We start from the raw sequence: 15,319 nt of genomic DNA, 5'->3' as shown, positions 1-15,319 counted from the left end.
AAATTCCGCGCATCACCCTCGAAAGTGAAAACCGTATCGACGCGCGGCCCGACCTTGAGGACTACGACTACCCGGGGCGCTTCGTTGACCGCGAACGCGGCCGGCACCTGGGAAAACGCGCCCTCGAACGCCATCGCAGCGACTTCCGGCTTGCCGAAGGTGAGAGCGATCAGCCGTTGCTGGTCAGCGGCCACTTCCTCTCCCTGACCGAGCACCCGAACGGCAAGTGGAACGACCTGTGGTTGCTCACCGAAGTCACTCACGAAGGCGAACAGCCACAAGTGCTGGAAGAGTCGGTGACCAGCGACTCCAGCGCCCTGAAGGACGGTTTGACTCAGGGCTACCGCAACCGCTTCCGGGCCACGCCATGGGACTCGCCGTATCGCCCGCCGCTCAAACATCCCAAACCGCGGATCCTCGGCAGCCAGAGCGCGGTGGTCACCGGTCCGGCGGGGGAGGAAATTCATTGCGACGAGTACGGTCGGGTCAAGGTGCAGTTCCACTGGGATCGCCAAGGCCAGGGCGACGACAAGAGCAGTTGCTGGCTGCGCGTGTCCTCGGCCTGGGCCGGCGCCCGTTACGGCGGCATCGCCATCCCGCGGGTCGACATGGAAGTGCTGGTCACCTTCCTCGAAGGCGACCCCGATCAACCCTTGATCAGCGGCTGCCTGTACCACAAGGAACACCCGGTGCCGTACCCGTTGCCGACGAACAAGACCCGCAGCGTGTTCAAGACCCTCAGCTCGCCAGGTGGCAGCGGTTCCAACGAACTGCGCATCGAAGACAAGAAAGGCCAGGAGCAGATCTTCCTGCACGCCCAGCGCGACTGGGACGAGAACATCGAAAACGACCAGAAGATTCGCGTCGGCAACGAGCGTCACGACACCGTCGAGCAGAACAGCTACAGCGAGTTCAAGGCCGAGGAACACCGCACAGTCCATGCGGACCGCAAAGCCGAAGCCCGTGCCGACGATCACCTGACGGTGGGTGTGAACCAGCACGTCAAAATCGGCACCGGACAGCTCGTCGAGGCTGGTCGGGAAATCCATCTGAAAAGCGGCATGAAGCTGGTGCTCGAGGCGGGTTCAGAGATGACGCTGGTGGGCGGCGGCAGCTTCATCAAGATCGACGCCGGTGGCGTGACCGTGAGCGGGCCAATGATCTACCTCAACTCAGGCGGGAGCCCGGGGACTGGCACGGGGGCGGCACCGCTGCTGCCGGGACCGTTGAAGGAGGCGGATGCAGACAAGGCCGGTGATCTGCTGATGCCTGCACAGCGGCAGGCGTTGTTGCTCGGGGAGCCGCGCTGTGAAGTCTGCGAGCGTGCTGCCAGGGAGCGAGCCTTGAAGGAGACCGCCCAGTGAACAACGTTTCCCAAGCCAATTATTTGTTGATTGATGGTGTATTGCGACCCGACGCGCTTGCCCGTCTGTACCAGCGTGGCGAACCGCTGGAGATTGTGCCGCTGTATCTCGGAACGCGGTGGAGTGAACTGCAGGATCTGGGGCCGATATTGGTTTCGCCTCACGGGCCATCCAGCTTGATCGACGAGGAGTACCAGCAGGCGGATGCCAGCCTGTTGTCCAGTCGCGCGCCCATGCAGGTTGTTGCCGATCATTTGCGGCGGTTCATTGCGCCGCCTGATGTGCTGGGCGGGAGCGGGTTGCTGCGCTTTGCCGATCCGCTGGTGGCGCGCCATTGGTTGGAGAGCTATCAGGGCACTCACCTTGACGGGATTCTTGGACCGATCGAGGCGTGGCATGTGCCTGAAGGTCAGCTCTCCTGGGAACCCCCTCCCCAATCTGCGTGGCGTAGTTTTCTGCGCGCCGGACCTGCCCCTGACGGGGTCAATGCCCTGTTGGGTGAAGGGCAGCTGAAGGCACTGAACCGCGCTGGCCGTTGGCGCTTCATGGAACGGCTGAATCTGAGGTTGGAGCAACGCCACCCGCTGCCCTTCGCACAGGTGCACAACAGCATCCGAACCCAATGGTTCGATCAACGATTGGATGAAGCCGAGGCTTGGGGGTTGTCGAGCGAGTGCAGTCTCGCCATCTGGGTCGAGTACAGCGTGCGCTGGGGAATTGGGTTCGCATTTCAATCAGACGGGCCTTATCAGCGTTGGCTCTTACACAATCCCGACGCCCTCCAACTTGCACCAGAACTGCGTATCCAGCGGATGGATAACGATTGTCTACCCACCGAAAACCACAAGGACATGTGATGAGCTACGCAACAGAAGCCCAGCTGGATCAGGCCCGGCGCAATCAGGAATTCCAGAACATACCGATGGGCTCCGGCCAGTGCGGATTGATGCAAAAGGAAGTGGCGGTTTTCCCCGTTCGTTATGCCGTGGACGAGTCACCGCATAAAGGCAGCAACCAAGGCCCGAATCCGCTTCCGAAAAACTGGTCAAACCCCTCCCTGCCACCGTTGAAGACCCGCAGCTATACCCTGCGCCAGCTACGGGACGGCTGGCTGTACGTGTGGAGCAGCGTCGACGAAACCTTCCATGAGTATCAGGTGGAACGCGAGATGCTCATTCGTCACGAATGGACCGAACGCGAACTGAATCAGGACACCCGCCACAACCCCGGCCAGGTACGTCAGTACCTGCTCTATTCCCGTCGAACCCAACTGCGCATCGCCTACTCACCGGTGCAATGGACCTGGCGGATGTGCGAGTTGATGCGCAGCAATGCCGCCGAGCAATCCCGCTGGATGCGCAGCGTTGACCTGCCAGCGTACTGCCTGACCGGCAAAGTCGCCCACGGCGAGGCGATCACCGAGTTGGGCAAATGCGTCGCGGACATTTTCGTCTATGGCGGGCAGGCGCCGAGCTTCACCAGCACCTCGTTGCCCACCGAAACCGCCGACCCGGACGCGGCGTTCAAGCCGGCCTTCGAAGAAGCGCTGGTACGAGGCCGGGTACCGATGCAGGACACGGCGCTGTTTGTCGCCCTGGACGATCCGCTGGCGGTGATCGATGACCTGAACATGAATCTGGTCGGTCGGCTTTTGGAGCAGAGCCAGTTCGAAGCCCTGCATCAACACCAATTGCAAAGTGCGCTGGCCGTACAGAACCTGTGCGGGTTTGATGCCGAGCCGTTTATCCCCTCTTCAATGCAGCCCCCGGTCCAGCGCCAGGCCTACACCGACGACCTGTACACGCTGCTCAGCACCCATGATGACGTCGAACGCGCCAAAGAACTGGTGCCGCCCGAGGATAACGCGATGGTGATGATGGGCGCCGGCGCCACGGTGGCGGCTGGCGAACGTTCGTTCAAGGCCAGGTGGGGCCATCTGCCCGATCAACAAAAATGGCGGACAGCCCTTGAGGAATGGGAAACCAAACATTTCTGGCGCGAAGACGTGCGCTTTGACGAAGTACGAAACTACCTCAGCCAGACCACCGTCGAGGCGACACAGCTGCAGGCGCATATCCAACGCAGTGCCGACGACCTGATCGACTGGCTCGACCAACTCAATCCAGGTGCCGAATCGATCTATCACGACACCGGCCACGAAGACCAAGCCAGCCAGCTGCTGGAAACCGCCCATGCCCTCTACACCGCCTTGGGCAACGTCGAACGCGGACAGCAATGGCTACTCGCGCAAGCCGCGCAGCCCAGCAAACTGTTCGGCACCGCGCTGTACAACTTCAACCCGGAACTCGCCGCGCTGATCAAGCAGGTCACCCACAACTTCAGCACCACCGGCAAACTCGACGACCAGGGCCGCGAAGGCGACGGTCACTCCCCCACCCTGAACCCAAGATCCCCGGGCGACGCCACGAGCATCGGCACCCGCTTCAATGAAATCAAGGCGGTGCTGGACCTGGAATCCGTCCGCGACAGCCAGCTCTACCAGGCCATGAGCAGCACCGCCAAACAGGCGATGAACACCCTCCTCGACGTCGCCAACCACAAGGCCAGAGACGCCTGGCACGGCTTGAGCGTCATGCTGCTGCCGGCCATGAAACAGCAACTGGCACTGACCCTGGCCGTACCCCAAGTGCTGATCTCCACCGAAATCTCCATGGACACACAACTGGTCTACAACCCGAGTTACCAACGCGAGTACCAGGCCTGGCTGCTGGAAATCGCCACCGTGCAGAACAAGATAGCGTCCTCCAAAAACGCCTTACGCCATCGCGCGGCGCCTCACGATCAACGCGCCGCGCGTAACTTTCTGCGAGCCCAAGAAGAGCGCCTGAAACACCTCTTCCTGCAACGCCCCAACCAGATCTCCGCTCAAACCTCAGGCCCCACGCGCCTGCATATCGACCTGCCACAAATCAACCGCTGGCTCTCCGATCTGGGGAAATCGGAGGTGATCGAGCAGCTGAAAACATTCGGCACTCAGGAACACCTGCGCAGCACCAAAGCCTGGATGAACCAGAACCTGGGCAATGCCTTGCCGGCCTTGCTGGTGGGCCTGAACGCCTGGAACCTGCATCACACGGCGAAACAGGCGAAAAACGATGGCAGATTCTCGGCGGATGAGTGGCGCAATGTGAGTGCGAGTGCGGCGTATGCGGGGAATGCGATCGCGGCGTTGTGGGTGGGGCCGGCGTGGAATCGGGCAGGAATGATGACCGCCAACCTGGGGTCTGAAACCCTGAAGGTTGCACAGGCGGGGTATTCGGAATGGATAAACGACGCCAAGGCTGCTTCCAAGGGGAGTATCAGGGCAACAGCGGCTAGCGAAATGGCCACCCTCTCGAAAGGCCTGATCTGGCGGACGGTGACGTGGGCGACATTGGGTGCTGTTGCGAGCGGGCTTGAGGCTTGGCAGTTGTCCCATGAAGTTGATGGCGCCACCAGCGAGATTGAAAAAGGCTTGCTCACAGGGAAGTCTCATATCGTTAAAGGCATGTCTGTGGTTGCCACGATACAAACTATTGGCGTGAGCCTTGGCTATTGGTTCGGCTTTGCCTGGGTAATGTCCAAACCAGTGATTATCACATTGGCTATCTTGGGTATCGCCTACTTGATGGTCAGCATGGCCGCCAACCGCCACAAGCGCGAGGGGCTTCGTCTGTGGCTATACCGTTGCACTTGGGGTCGCGGAACAATTCCTGAATGGCATGGAGATGAAGGCCACTTCAGGCAGATGCAAGCCCTCTTGGAAATCCTGCAACGTCCCAGCGTCGGCGGCCGTGCCCTGTCCTCAGGCGGGGGCAGCACGCCGAGAAAGAATCTGGGTTTCTGGCTGCAAATCCAGGTGCCGAACACACTGGCAGGCAAGGATGTGACCTTGCAACCGGCGATGATTCAGACGTATCTGTTTTATGCCGACGAACTGCAGAGCACCCAAGACAGGTTCTACGAACACTTCCTGAACGGCTACTGGGTTGATCCAAAACAATTCGGACGGCTACCTGACAGCCCAGGCACCAAAGACAATCCGGCTGACTTCATCTACACCGGCAAAGAACAGCACCGTGTGTGGCAAGTCTGGCTACATCTCCCCAAAGACAGTCCAGTCCTTGAACTGGAGATCAAGTATCCGCCCGGAGTGCTCCAGCGTGCTGATGGCCGCGGGTACATGTTTCGAGTGGCACTGGAGTGGGCCCCGAACGAAGCGGATCGAACCAACAATGCTTTCAGCGGCGAGCTAGATGAAAAGGACGGCATCGTGCTTAGAGAACAAAAAACTCAGCTTCTGAAGCTGATCATCCCTAACTGAGCTAATGGACGAGCACTAATATGTTTAAATTCAACAAACCTCTTGATTTACCTCCGCAACTCCAATGGAAGTACGCCGATGAACCAGAGCTATTGGGGTGGACTATTCGCGCTCGCAACTACAATACTTTTGTGGCTAATTGCATGTTTGCGTTTACATCAATTTTCGTAGCTGGAGGGGGGGCATACTTTGTATATCTACACCCTACTCCGGACGAGGGAGACGTATCCAGGATATTGGTTAGCCTCGGGTTCTTTATTTTTTTCTCACTTTTGACCTCATCCATGACGCATCAGCGAATGAATTTCGCCTACCGTTTCACACAGTCTGGAGTCGAGTATTGCAAATGGAAGGACTTTCCAAAGTGGGTATTGCCATTTATGAAATGGCTCACAGGCATCACTGTGATTATCTGCATCGGCATGGCAGGCATCGACCCAGCATTTTTGATTGGCGCATTAATAGGTCCAGGCGGGATGGGGTTGATGTACCTGTCCATGGCTAACTCTAAGAGCTATCAGGAAATGCACACCCAGTACCATCACTATGCTTTTAAATGGGAGGAGCTAACGCAACTTGCCATCGCGACCAACCGAGAAGTAGTTGACCTGAAATACAGCATCACTCTGGAGGGAGAGGATTGTAAAACCAACTGGAGCCTTAATGTCTTCTGTAAACGAAAGCAAAAATTAAACGTAGCGAAATTCATCAGACCCTATCTGTCCTCAGGCGTGCCGTTCATAAAGGCAAAGGTGAACGTTCCTCTCAGTACGTAATGAGCAATGTAGGAAAGATCTATTTCCTGACGTAATTCCTGCACAAATCGCCATCTGTAGGAGCGAGCACGCTCGCGATGGTCGCCAACGATGACGCTGGAAACCTGTTGCCCCGCGGTGTCCTTACGTTCATCGCGAGCGTGCTCGCTCCTACAGGGACATAGTTACTTGCGTGGTTTAGCGTGGGCCGTGGCCTCGGCGATCAGGGGATCATCGGGCCAATAGTGTTTTGGATAGCGCCCCTTCAGGTCTTTTTTCACTTCGGCGTAGGTGCTGCGCCAGAAGTTGGCCAGGTCCTGGGTCACCTGCACGGGACGTCGCGCCGGGGACAGCAGGTGCAGTTTGACCACTTGCCGGCCGCCGGCGATGCGCGGGGTTTCGGCCAGGCCGAACAGTTCTTGCAGGCGTACCGCGAGGATCGGTGGGTGTTCGCTGTAGTCGAGTCGGATCGAGGACCCCGAGGGCACGCTGAGGTGATGGGGCGCCTGCTCGTCGAGGCGTTGCGGCAGCGGCCAGGGCAGCTGGTTGTGGACGATGCTCGACAGGTCGAGGTTGCTGAAATGGCTGAGTCGCGAGACTTTACCGAGATACGGCATCAACCAGTGTTCGAGGTTTTTCATCAGCGCGGTGTCGCTGACATCGGGCCATTCGCTGTCGCCCTTGGCGGCCAGATCCAACTCGCGCAACAAAGCGACTCGCGCCTGCCATTGGCGCAGTTCCGGGGTCCATGGCAGCAACTCCAGGCCTTTGCGTCGCACCAGATTGACCAGCGCCTGGCTGCGGGCGCTTTCGTCGAGACCGGTCAGGGGTTCGCGACTGAGGATCAGCTCCCCAACCTTGCGCTGTCGCTCTGCACGCAGCACGCCTTCACGCTCATCCCAATCCAGCTGATCGACACAGCGCACCTGCTCGGCCAGCACTGTGTCGAACAATGCCGGATCAAAATCCGTCGCCAGATAAATCCTTTCCTCTCGCTGGCCCTGACGACTGCCAAGATCAGCGATCACCAGCCAAGGTTGCTTCATCAGGCTGTCGGCCTCGGCAAACAACGCGGCACGCCCATTGGCCAATCGATACTCGGCGCCGCCAGGACGGCGCTGCTGGGCGACCCGATCAGGATAGGCCAGCGCCAGCAAGGCACCCAGCCAACGCGGGTGATCCGGATCGCTGACCGGTTCCGACGCTTTGCCAAGCAGATACCCGCGATACTGCCGTGCCAGTTGCCGCGCACGCTGCACTCCGCCCTGAGCGCCGCGGGCCGCCCGTTCTTCGCCAGACAACAGCACCAGCCGACTGTGCAGATCGGCGCCGGCACCGCGCAGGATATCCCGCTCGCCGAGCAGCGCCGCGACATTGCAAGCCATGTCCGCCAGCCCCAGCGCCTGCCCGCGCAACAGCAGATGCGCGATACGCGGATGCGCCGGCAGTTCGGCCATGGCCTGACCGTGACGGGTCAGCGCTTCGCCTTCCAACGCGCCCAGTCGTTCGAGCAGATCCTGCGCCTGTGCATAAGCCGCAGCAGGCGGCACGTCGAGCCACACCAATTGCCCGGGCGACACGCCCCAGCGACCGAGCTGCAAGGCCAGTCCCGCAAGATCCGCCGAAAGAATCTCCGCGCTGGCATAGGCCGCCAGTTGCTCATGCTGATCCTGCGACCACAGGCGATAACACACGCCCGGCTCCAGACGCCCCGCCCGGCCGGCGCGCTGTGTGGCGCTGGCCCTGGAAATTCGCTGGGTGTCGAGACGAGTCATGCCGCTGCCGGGATCGAAACGCGGCACCCGCGCCAGCCCGGCATCGACCACCACACGCACGCCATCGATGGTCAGGCTGGTCTCGGCGATGTTGGTGGCCAGCACCACTTTGCGTTTGCCCGCCGGCGCCGGATCGATCGCCGCCCGTTGCGCGGCCAAGTCCAGCTCACCGTGCAACGGACACAGCAGCACCTGCGGGTCATCGCCCAGCGCGTCGGCCAGTTGCTGATGCACACGACGGATCTCCGCCTGTCCCGGCAGAAACACCAGCACGCTACCGGTTTCGTCATTCAGGGCTTCGAGGATGGTCTGCACCAGGCGCGGCTCGATGAATTCGCCGGCCTGGAACGGCCGACCCCAGCGCATCGCCACCGGGAACATGCGGCCTTCGCTGCGCAGGATCGGCGCGTCGTCGAGCAGACCGGCCAGGCGCTCACCTTCGAGGGTGGCCGACATCAGCAGGATTTTCAGCGGTTGATCATCGCGAAACAGCTCACGGCCATTGAGGCTCAGGGCCAGCGCCAGATCGGCGTCGAGACTTCGCTCGTGAAATTCGTCGAAGATCAGCAGGCCCACGCCGTCCAGCGCCGGATCTTCCTGCAAGCGCCGGGTGAGGATGCCCTCGGTCACCACTTCGATACGGGTATTGGGGCCGACCTTGCTGTCGAGCCGAATGCGATAACCCACGGTTTCGCCGACCTTCTCGCCCAGCTCGCTGGCCAGGCGCTCAGCCGCTGCCCGCGCTGCCAGGCGGCGCGGTTCGAGCAACAGGATGGTCTGCCCGGCCAGCCACGGTTCATCGAGCAGGGCCAGGGGCACGCGGGTGGTTTTACCGGCGCCGGGCGGCGCTTCGAGCACGGCTTCGTGGCGTGTCGCGAGGGCTTCACGCAGGGCGGGTAAAACTTCATCGATCGGCAAAGAAATCATGCTGGCTCCCAAACAGAGCCGCGAGTATAACGGCGAACTGCCCAGCGTTTGTCGCGGTCCTAATTCATATCGACGACGCTTCGTTTTTAGAGACCCAAGGAGATTTCACATGCGTATTCCCTTTCGCCTGATCGGCGGTGTGCTGGTCGCGACCCTGCTGACCCAGGTCACGGCGTGCGGCTCGATTTTCTATCCCGATCGCCGTGGCCAGATCGACGGCAAAATCGACCCGGCCATCGCCGTGCTCGACGCCGTGGGCCTGCTGTTCTACATCATTCCCGGCCTGATCGCGTTTGCCGTGGACTTCGCCACCGGCGCGATTTACTTCGAGCCCGGCAAGACCGCCCAGGTCGATCCCGAAAAACTCAAGGACGCCATCGGCGCCGACGGCAAGGTCGATAACCTCAAGTTGCAGACTATTCTGGAACGTGAACTGGGCCGCAGCTTCCCGCTGGATGACCCACGTCTGATCCAGCACAAGGGCAGCACCCAGCAACTGGCCATGTTCGGCCTGCAACCTGCCGCGTAATCGGTGCCTGTAAAGGAATAAGCGCACTCATGATCTCCAGCTCCGAACACGCCCGCCTGCTGCGGCTGGCGACCCGTGCCTCGGTGGCGGTGGCGTGCACGCTGATCGTCGCCAAAGCCATCGCCTGGTGGCTCAGCGGATCGGTGAGCATGCTCGCCGGTCTCTCCGACTCGGCCCTTGATGGCGTGACCTCGCTGCTCAATCTCCTGGCGGTGCATTACGCCCTGCGTCCGGCCGATGACGATCATCGTTATGGGCACGGCAAGGCCGAGTCCCTGGCCGGCATGGCACAGGCGTTGTTCATCGGCGGCAGTGCGGTGTTGATCGCGTTGCAGGCGCTGGACCGGATCAAGCATCCGGAACCGGTGGGGGCACCTTGGCTCAGCATCGGGGTGATCATCTTCTCGCTGGCCCTGACCCTGGCGCTGCTGATGTTGCAGCATCGGGTGGTCAAGGCCACCGGTTCCAACGCGGTGCGCGCCGACTCCCTGCACTACCGCTCGGACATGATGCTCAACGGCAGCATTCTGGTAGCGCTGGTGCTCGCCAGTTTCGGCCTGCACCAGGTGGACGCCTGGTTTGGTCTGGGGATCGCCGCGTACATCTTCTGGAGCGCGGTGCAGATCGCCCGAGAAAGCTTCGCGGTGCTGATGGATGAGGAGCTGCCGCCGGATGTCAGCCAGCACATGCTGGAGCTGGCGTGCAGCGTGCCGGGGGTGTTAGGCGCCCATGACTTGCGTACGCGGATTTCCGGCAACCAGTGGTTCGTGCAACTGCACCTGGAACTGCCCGGCGAGCTGACGTTGTCGGTTGCTCACGGCCTCAGCGATCAGGCCGCAGATGCCATTCACAAGGCGTACCCGCGAGCCGAAGTGCTGGTGCACGCCGACCCGCAGGAGGTGGTGAAAGCCGCCAGGGCTCAGAAACTGACCTGATAACCGCGACTGCTCAGGCAACTGCCCTGAACCTGACGGTAGGTCTGAACTACGGAGGGATCAGGCTGATAGGTCGCGGTGCGTGGATCGAAGCCGCTCTGTTGCACAGCGGTCTGATAGCACTCGTAGCCATCGCGATTGATCTGATCCTGAGACTGACCGGCCGCCGGATAGGCTTCCACGTCATAACCGCCATTGGAGGGTTGCTGCTGTTGTTGCGGCTGCACGGTGCCTATCGGTGGCTCGACCACCTCGTAGTCCTGGGTGCTTTCCTGATAGGCGTAGTACGAACCTGCTGCAAGGAAAAGGATCGAGCCGCCAACCACCACCTGTTCGGCATAGTCAGGCAAGTAACTGACCCGAATCCCTCGCGGTGGCTCCACCACCACATACCGCGGGCCCAACGGGCGATACCAGTAGCCGCCGGAATAGTAGTAGTCCATGCCACGGTAAGGCACCCGGTAATCACGGTCGGGGAAGCGGTCGATCACATGGCCCGGTCGGTACTGCGGCCCAGGGCCCCATCCGTTGCCGTGATAAGACCCGCGAGGCGGACTGGATGGCGCGCCGATGTAGCCACTCCAGCGCTGGTTGGGGTTGTTCTGCGGACGCTCGTCCTGGTAGTAACCACGCCGTGGCGGCTGAGTTTGTTGCACGGCGTCGGGACGAGGCTGGATCGGCAGATCATTGGCCGGCAACTGCGGCGGAGGCGGTGGCGAACGCACCGGGTTGTTGAAATTGGGCTGCTGACGGTTCTGCCACTGGCCGTTGTTTTGATTCTGGCCGTGATACTGGTTTTGATATTGGCCATTGTTCTGATACTGACCATTGTTTTGAGGACGCGGCTCATTCTGCTGCTGGCCATTTTGCGGACGCGGCTGATTGTTGCCGCCATGGCCCTGATTGTTGCCCTGATGGCCACCGTCGCCATGTTGCCCACCATCTGGCCCATGACCCTGCTGATCATCGGCCAGCGATTGCGCAGTCACACTGACACATAACAACCCGACTCCAGCCAAATGCCAGATGCGCGACTTCATACTGTTCCTCATCGAGGGTTGGGGCCTGTACATAAGACTGGGAAAGCGCAGACCGGTTCTGCAACAGGTTATCAGTCGCGCAACTTATTTATTGAGGGCGCGGCTCAAATTGCGCGCAAGAAAAAGGGGAGACCCGTCGGCCTCCCCTTGAGAACTTCGTCCGTGCTCGACGCTTGTGGCGTCGGCTCACCTCACGCCGTCTTCTGGACAGTGTGTAGCTCGGGGGCCGGCTCATCCCCTGTGGGGGTGGCAACCGCAGCTGGCCTGTTTGGGCGAGCCGCACTGGACTGTTTGTCCGAGCAGTGATTCTGGTGATAAGAATAGGCTCGGAGCGCCGGCAGAGGATTGCGAAGATTGCTCAAATAAACATTACTTGCGCAATTTTTAACCCTGGATAGATAATCTGCCGCAATAGTTACAACAAGGAACTGTTTGATGAGCAAACTCGACCGATACGACCTGAGCATTTTGGCTGAATTGCAGCGCGACGCGCGCATTTCCAATCAGGAGCTGGCCGAACGAATCGGTCTATCCCCTTCCCCCTGCTCGCGTCGGGTCAAGCAACTGGAGGACGACGGCTACATCTCCCGCCAGGTCGCCCTGCTAGACCGCAAGATGCTGGGTCTGAGCCTGACCGCCTATGTGCTGATCGGCATGGACCGCCACACGCCCGAGCGCTTCGAGAACTTCGAAGCGGCCATTCGCACCCTGCCGCAAGTGCTCGAATGCAGCCTGGTCACCGGGATGGATGCCGACTACCAGCTCAAGGTGGTGGTGCCGGATATGGACCATTATCAGAAGCTGCTGCTGGGGCACCTGACCCGCATTGAAGGCGTGACCAGCGTGCGTTCCAGCTTTGTGCTGAACCAGGTGCTCAACAGCACCGAGCTGCCGCTGACCCACCTGCGTAACTGACATAAACCCCTGTAGGAGCGAGCATGCTCGCGTTGGTCGTCAACGATAACGTTGGGTGCCTGACACCCCGCGGTGTTTCTGAGTCCATCGCGAGCATGCTCGCTCCTACAGGTAAAGCAACCCGACAGGTGACTGCGGCACAGTGCCGCAGGTCCATCCTGCGCGATCCCTGCGTGACTTATACTCGCGCCGTCTTTTAGCCCCGCCCGCGCTGGAGTTGTCCGATGGATCCTGCAGTATTCGAAGAGTGGATGATGACCGGACTGGTCAGCATTTTGATCATTTTCATGGGTTTTATCGTCTGGGATCTGGCGAAGAAATCCAAGGCCGGGCGCTTCGGCTCGTTCATCCTGTTCTTCGTGCTGGGCCTGGGCGTCGCGGCATTCGTAATCAAGAGCGTGGTCATCGGCCTGATCGAAACCGGCACGTTATAAGCGCGCCGGCACTTCTTTCCACTGCCCCTGATCGAGCCCTTCGATCGTCCAGTCACCGATCCTGACCCGCACCAGCCGCAACGTCGGCAACCCGACCGCGGCCGTCATGCGTCGCACCTGGCGGTTGCGCCCCTCGCGAATCACCAGTTCCAGCCAGCTCGTCGGCACGCTTTTGCGAAAACGCACCGGCGGGTTGCGCGGCCACAGCTGCGGCTCATCCAGCTGCCGCGCCTCGGCGGGCAAAGTCATGCCGTCGTTCAATTCGACGCCATCGCGCAGCCGCTGCAACTGCTCTTCGCTCGGTTCGCCTTCGACCTGCACCCAATAGGTCTTGGCCAGCTTGTGCTTCGGGTCGGCGATGCGCGCCTGAAGCTGTCCGTCGTTGGTCAGCAGCAGCAACCCTTCGCTGTCGCGATCCAGACGCCCCGCCGGGTAGATGCCCGGAACCTCGATGAAGTCCTTGAGCGTCGCCCGCCCCTCGCCATCGCTGAATTGCGTCAGCACATCGAAAGGCTTGTTGAACAGGATCAGCTTCGGCTCGGCCGGTGGCGCCTTGGCGACACGGCGCGGTGCTGAAGACGGTGACGCGGGTTTCGCGCCCGGGCGGCGGGAAACGGGACGTGGGGGACGGGACATGGGAAAGAGAACATCTGACGGTCAGGGCTGACAATGCTAGTGCCCCGACCGTCAAATGACCATCGTTAGCGGAACGGCGGCTCGTCGAAGCTGCGCAGCTTGCGCGAGTGCAGCGAGTTGAGCTCGGTGCGCAACAGGTCCACCGCCTCGATACCGATCTTCAAGTGCTGGCTGACCGCTCGCTCATAGAAGGCGTTGGCCGAACCCGGCAACTTGATTTCACTGTGCAGAGGCTTGTCGGAGACGCAGAGCAACGTGCCATAAGGCACTCGCAGGCGATAACCCTGGGCGGCGATGGTGCCGCTTTCCATGTCCACCGCCACGGCCCGGGACAGGTTGATCAGCGGTCGCTCCTGGGCCCAGCGCAGCTCCCAGTTGCGGTCGTCGTAGGTCAGCACGGTGCCGGTGCGCAGGCGTTTCTTTAGCTCATCGCCCTTCTCGCCGGTGATGTTCGCTGCCGCCTGCTGCAAGGCCATCTGCACCTCGGCCAGGGCCGGGATCGGAATGTTCGGCGGCACCACACGATCAAGAATCCCGTCGCGGCGCATGTAAGCGTGGGCCAGTACATAATCGCCGATGGTCTGCGACTGCCGCAGGCCGCCGCAGTGGCCGATCATCAGCCAGCAGTGCGGACGCAGCACCGCCAGGTGGTCGGTGATGTTCTTGGCGTTGGACGGGCCGACGCCGATGTTCACCAGCGTCACCCCATGACCGTCGCTGGCGATCAGGTGGTAGGCCGGCATCTGGTAGCGGTGCCAGACCACACCGGCGGCAATCGCCGAGGCTTCGCCGTGATCCATGCTCTTTTCGATGATCACGTTGCCCGGCAACACCATGCGCACGAAACGCGGGTCGTTGCGCAGCTGTTCCAGGCCATGGACGATGAACTGGTCGACATATCGGTGATAGTTGGTCAGCAGAATCCACGGTTGCACATGGCGCCAGTCGCTGCCGGTGTAGTGCACCAGCCGGCGCAGGGAAAAGTCCACACGCGCTGCGTCGAACAGCGCCAGTGGCAGCGGATCGGTGTTTTCCCAGTCGTACAGGCCATCGGCAATGCCATCGGTGGCCGCCGACAGGTCGGTACTCGGGAACACCCGCGCCAGCACCGCGGCGGTCACGCCGGAGCCGGCCAGCTCATCGCCCTGCTCGACCACGTACGGATAAGGAATGTTCTGCTGGCTGATCCCGACTTCCACTGTCACGGTGAAGTCGTGCATCAAGGGCACCAACTGTTCCAGCAGGTATTTGCGGAAAGCCGATGGATGAGTGACGGTGACGCTGTAGGTGCCCGGCAGTTGGACCTTGGCGTAAGCGCGGGTGGTCTGCGGCACTTCGCCCTGGCAGTGGTAGGTCAGGCGCAGCTCGGGGTAACGAAACATCGCCCGCTGCTCGGCGTCCGGCTCGACACGATCCTTGAGATAACGCTTGAGCGCCCCGCTCAGTGCGGTGGTTGCACGATTATGTAGATACGCAAGCTGGTCCACGGCTTGCTCGGCGGTTTGAACGACAATAAAAGCTTCGGTCACGATCAGCATCCTGTGTTCTGACTTGCAGAGCTTCATCTTGCCTGCATCGTCGCTTCACGGGAACCGGGGACGACACAAATGCCGAGTTCACCATAGATCCAATGTGGGAGCGGGCTTGCTCGCGAAGGCGGAGTGTCAGTCACATCGACTCTGACT

The 15,319-nt window shown here is 60.9% G+C and carries 12 protein-coding genes; 8 read left to right on the top strand and 4 right to left on the bottom strand.

Annotated elements, in window-relative coordinates:
* The 4 genes from tssI to ACW9JE_RS21565 all read left to right on the top strand — a co-directional run.
* A partial coding sequence (tssI, locus tag ACW9JE_RS21580) for a type VI secretion system tip protein TssI/VgrG (protein ID WP_457433887.1) occupies nt 1-1,364 on the top strand: 1,364 nt, incomplete at its 5' end.
* Nucleotides 1,361-2,221 carry a DUF4123 domain-containing protein gene (locus tag ACW9JE_RS21575; protein WP_457433886.1) on the top strand — a complete coding sequence of 287 codons (861 nt, stop codon included), beginning with the start codon at nt 1,361-1,363 and terminating at the stop codon, nt 2,219-2,221. The genes tssI and ACW9JE_RS21575, both read left to right, overlap by 4 nt.
* Complete coding sequence (locus ACW9JE_RS21570) at nt 2,221-5,688, top strand: T6SS effector BTH_I2691 family protein (protein ID WP_457433885.1); 3,468 nt, start codon at nt 2,221-2,223, stop codon at nt 5,686-5,688. The genes ACW9JE_RS21575 and ACW9JE_RS21570 overlap by 1 nt, the downstream gene beginning before the upstream one ends.
* Nucleotides 5,689-5,708: 20 nt before the next feature.
* Nucleotides 5,709-6,464 (top strand): hypothetical protein, encoded by a 756-nt coding sequence (locus ACW9JE_RS21565; RefSeq protein WP_457433884.1) that lies wholly within the window; start codon nt 5,709-5,711, stop codon nt 6,462-6,464.
* 164 nt (nt 6,465-6,628) lie between these two features.
* On the opposite strand, the gene hrpB is transcribed toward ACW9JE_RS21565, so the two are convergent.
* Nucleotides 6,629-9,145 carry an ATP-dependent helicase HrpB gene (gene hrpB / locus ACW9JE_RS21560; RefSeq protein WP_457433883.1) on the bottom strand — a complete coding sequence of 839 codons (2,517 nt, stop codon included), beginning with the start codon at nt 9,143-9,145 and terminating at the stop codon, nt 6,629-6,631.
* Between the two features lie 109 nt (nt 9,146-9,254).
* On the opposite strand from hrpB, the gene ACW9JE_RS21555 reads away from it, so the two are divergent.
* Together ACW9JE_RS21555 and ACW9JE_RS21550 are read left to right on the top strand one after the other, a co-directional pair.
* Entirely contained in the window at nt 9,255-9,674 is a 420-nt protein-coding gene (locus ACW9JE_RS21555; protein WP_457433882.1) for a polyribonucleotide nucleotidyltransferase, read from the top strand.
* A gap of 29 nt (nt 9,675-9,703) precedes the next feature.
* Entirely contained in the window at nt 9,704-10,609 is a 906-nt protein-coding gene (locus ACW9JE_RS21550; protein WP_457433881.1) for a cation diffusion facilitator family transporter, read from the top strand.
* Here ACW9JE_RS21550 and ACW9JE_RS21545 read toward each other — a convergent pair.
* Nucleotides 10,594-11,649 (bottom strand): DUF6515 family protein, encoded by a 1,056-nt coding sequence (locus tag ACW9JE_RS21545; RefSeq protein WP_457433880.1) that lies wholly within the window; start codon nt 11,647-11,649, stop codon nt 10,594-10,596. The genes ACW9JE_RS21550 and ACW9JE_RS21545 overlap by 16 nt on opposite strands.
* A gap of 435 nt (nt 11,650-12,084) precedes the next feature.
* Here ACW9JE_RS21545 and ACW9JE_RS21540 point away from each other — a divergent pair, with 435 nt between their 5' ends.
* Together ACW9JE_RS21540 and ACW9JE_RS21535 are read left to right on the top strand one after the other, a co-directional pair.
* Nucleotides 12,085-12,564, top strand: coding sequence for an Lrp/AsnC family transcriptional regulator (locus ACW9JE_RS21540; RefSeq protein ID WP_042934386.1), 480 nt, complete (start codon nt 12,085-12,087; stop codon nt 12,562-12,564).
* A 224-nt stretch (nt 12,565-12,788) separates the two neighbouring features.
* On the top strand, nt 12,789-12,998 hold the full coding sequence (locus ACW9JE_RS21535) for a DUF2788 domain-containing protein (RefSeq protein ID WP_046815823.1): 210 nt from the start codon (nt 12,789-12,791) through the stop codon (nt 12,996-12,998).
* Here the strand turns inward: ACW9JE_RS21535 and ACW9JE_RS21530 are convergent.
* Entirely contained in the window at nt 12,993-13,634 is a 642-nt protein-coding gene (locus ACW9JE_RS21530) for a pseudouridine synthase (protein ID WP_457433879.1), read from the bottom strand. The genes ACW9JE_RS21535 and ACW9JE_RS21530 overlap by 6 nt on opposite strands.
* 65 nt (nt 13,635-13,699) lie before the next feature.
* Nucleotides 13,700-15,199, bottom strand: coding sequence for an AMP nucleosidase (gene amn, locus ACW9JE_RS21525; RefSeq protein ID WP_457433878.1), 1,500 nt, complete (start codon nt 15,197-15,199; stop codon nt 13,700-13,702).
* Between the last annotated feature and the right edge of the window lie 120 nt (nt 15,200-15,319).

It is taken from the genome of Pseudomonas sp. SDO55104_S430 (genome assembly GCF_054070595.1).
This window is presented reverse-complemented; position numbering and strand designations above follow the sequence as displayed.

Coding starts and splice junctions, on each gene's coding strand:
- ACW9JE_RS21530 (WP_457433879.1), bottom strand. CDS start 13,634: ATGTCCCGTCCCCCACGTCCCGTTTCCCGCCGCCCGGGCGCGAAACCC.
- ACW9JE_RS21565 (WP_457433884.1), top strand. CDS start 5,709: ATGTTTAAATTCAACAAACCTCTTGATTTACCTCCGCAACTCCAATGG.
- amn (WP_457433878.1), bottom strand. CDS start 15,199: ATGAAGCTCTGCAAGTCAGAACACAGGATGCTGATCGTGACCGAAGCT.
- ACW9JE_RS21535 (WP_046815823.1), top strand. CDS start 12,789: ATGGATCCTGCAGTATTCGAAGAGTGGATGATGACCGGACTGGTCAGC.
- ACW9JE_RS21570 (WP_457433885.1), top strand. CDS start 2,221: ATGAGCTACGCAACAGAAGCCCAGCTGGATCAGGCCCGGCGCAATCAG.
- ACW9JE_RS21555 (WP_457433882.1), top strand. CDS start 9,255: ATGCGTATTCCCTTTCGCCTGATCGGCGGTGTGCTGGTCGCGACCCTG.
- ACW9JE_RS21550 (WP_457433881.1), top strand. CDS start 9,704: ATGATCTCCAGCTCCGAACACGCCCGCCTGCTGCGGCTGGCGACCCGT.
- ACW9JE_RS21540 (WP_042934386.1), top strand. CDS start 12,085: ATGAGCAAACTCGACCGATACGACCTGAGCATTTTGGCTGAATTGCAG.
- ACW9JE_RS21545 (WP_457433880.1), bottom strand. CDS start 11,649: ATGAAGTCGCGCATCTGGCATTTGGCTGGAGTCGGGTTGTTATGTGTC.
- hrpB (WP_457433883.1), bottom strand. CDS start 9,145: ATGATTTCTTTGCCGATCGATGAAGTTTTACCCGCCCTGCGTGAAGCC.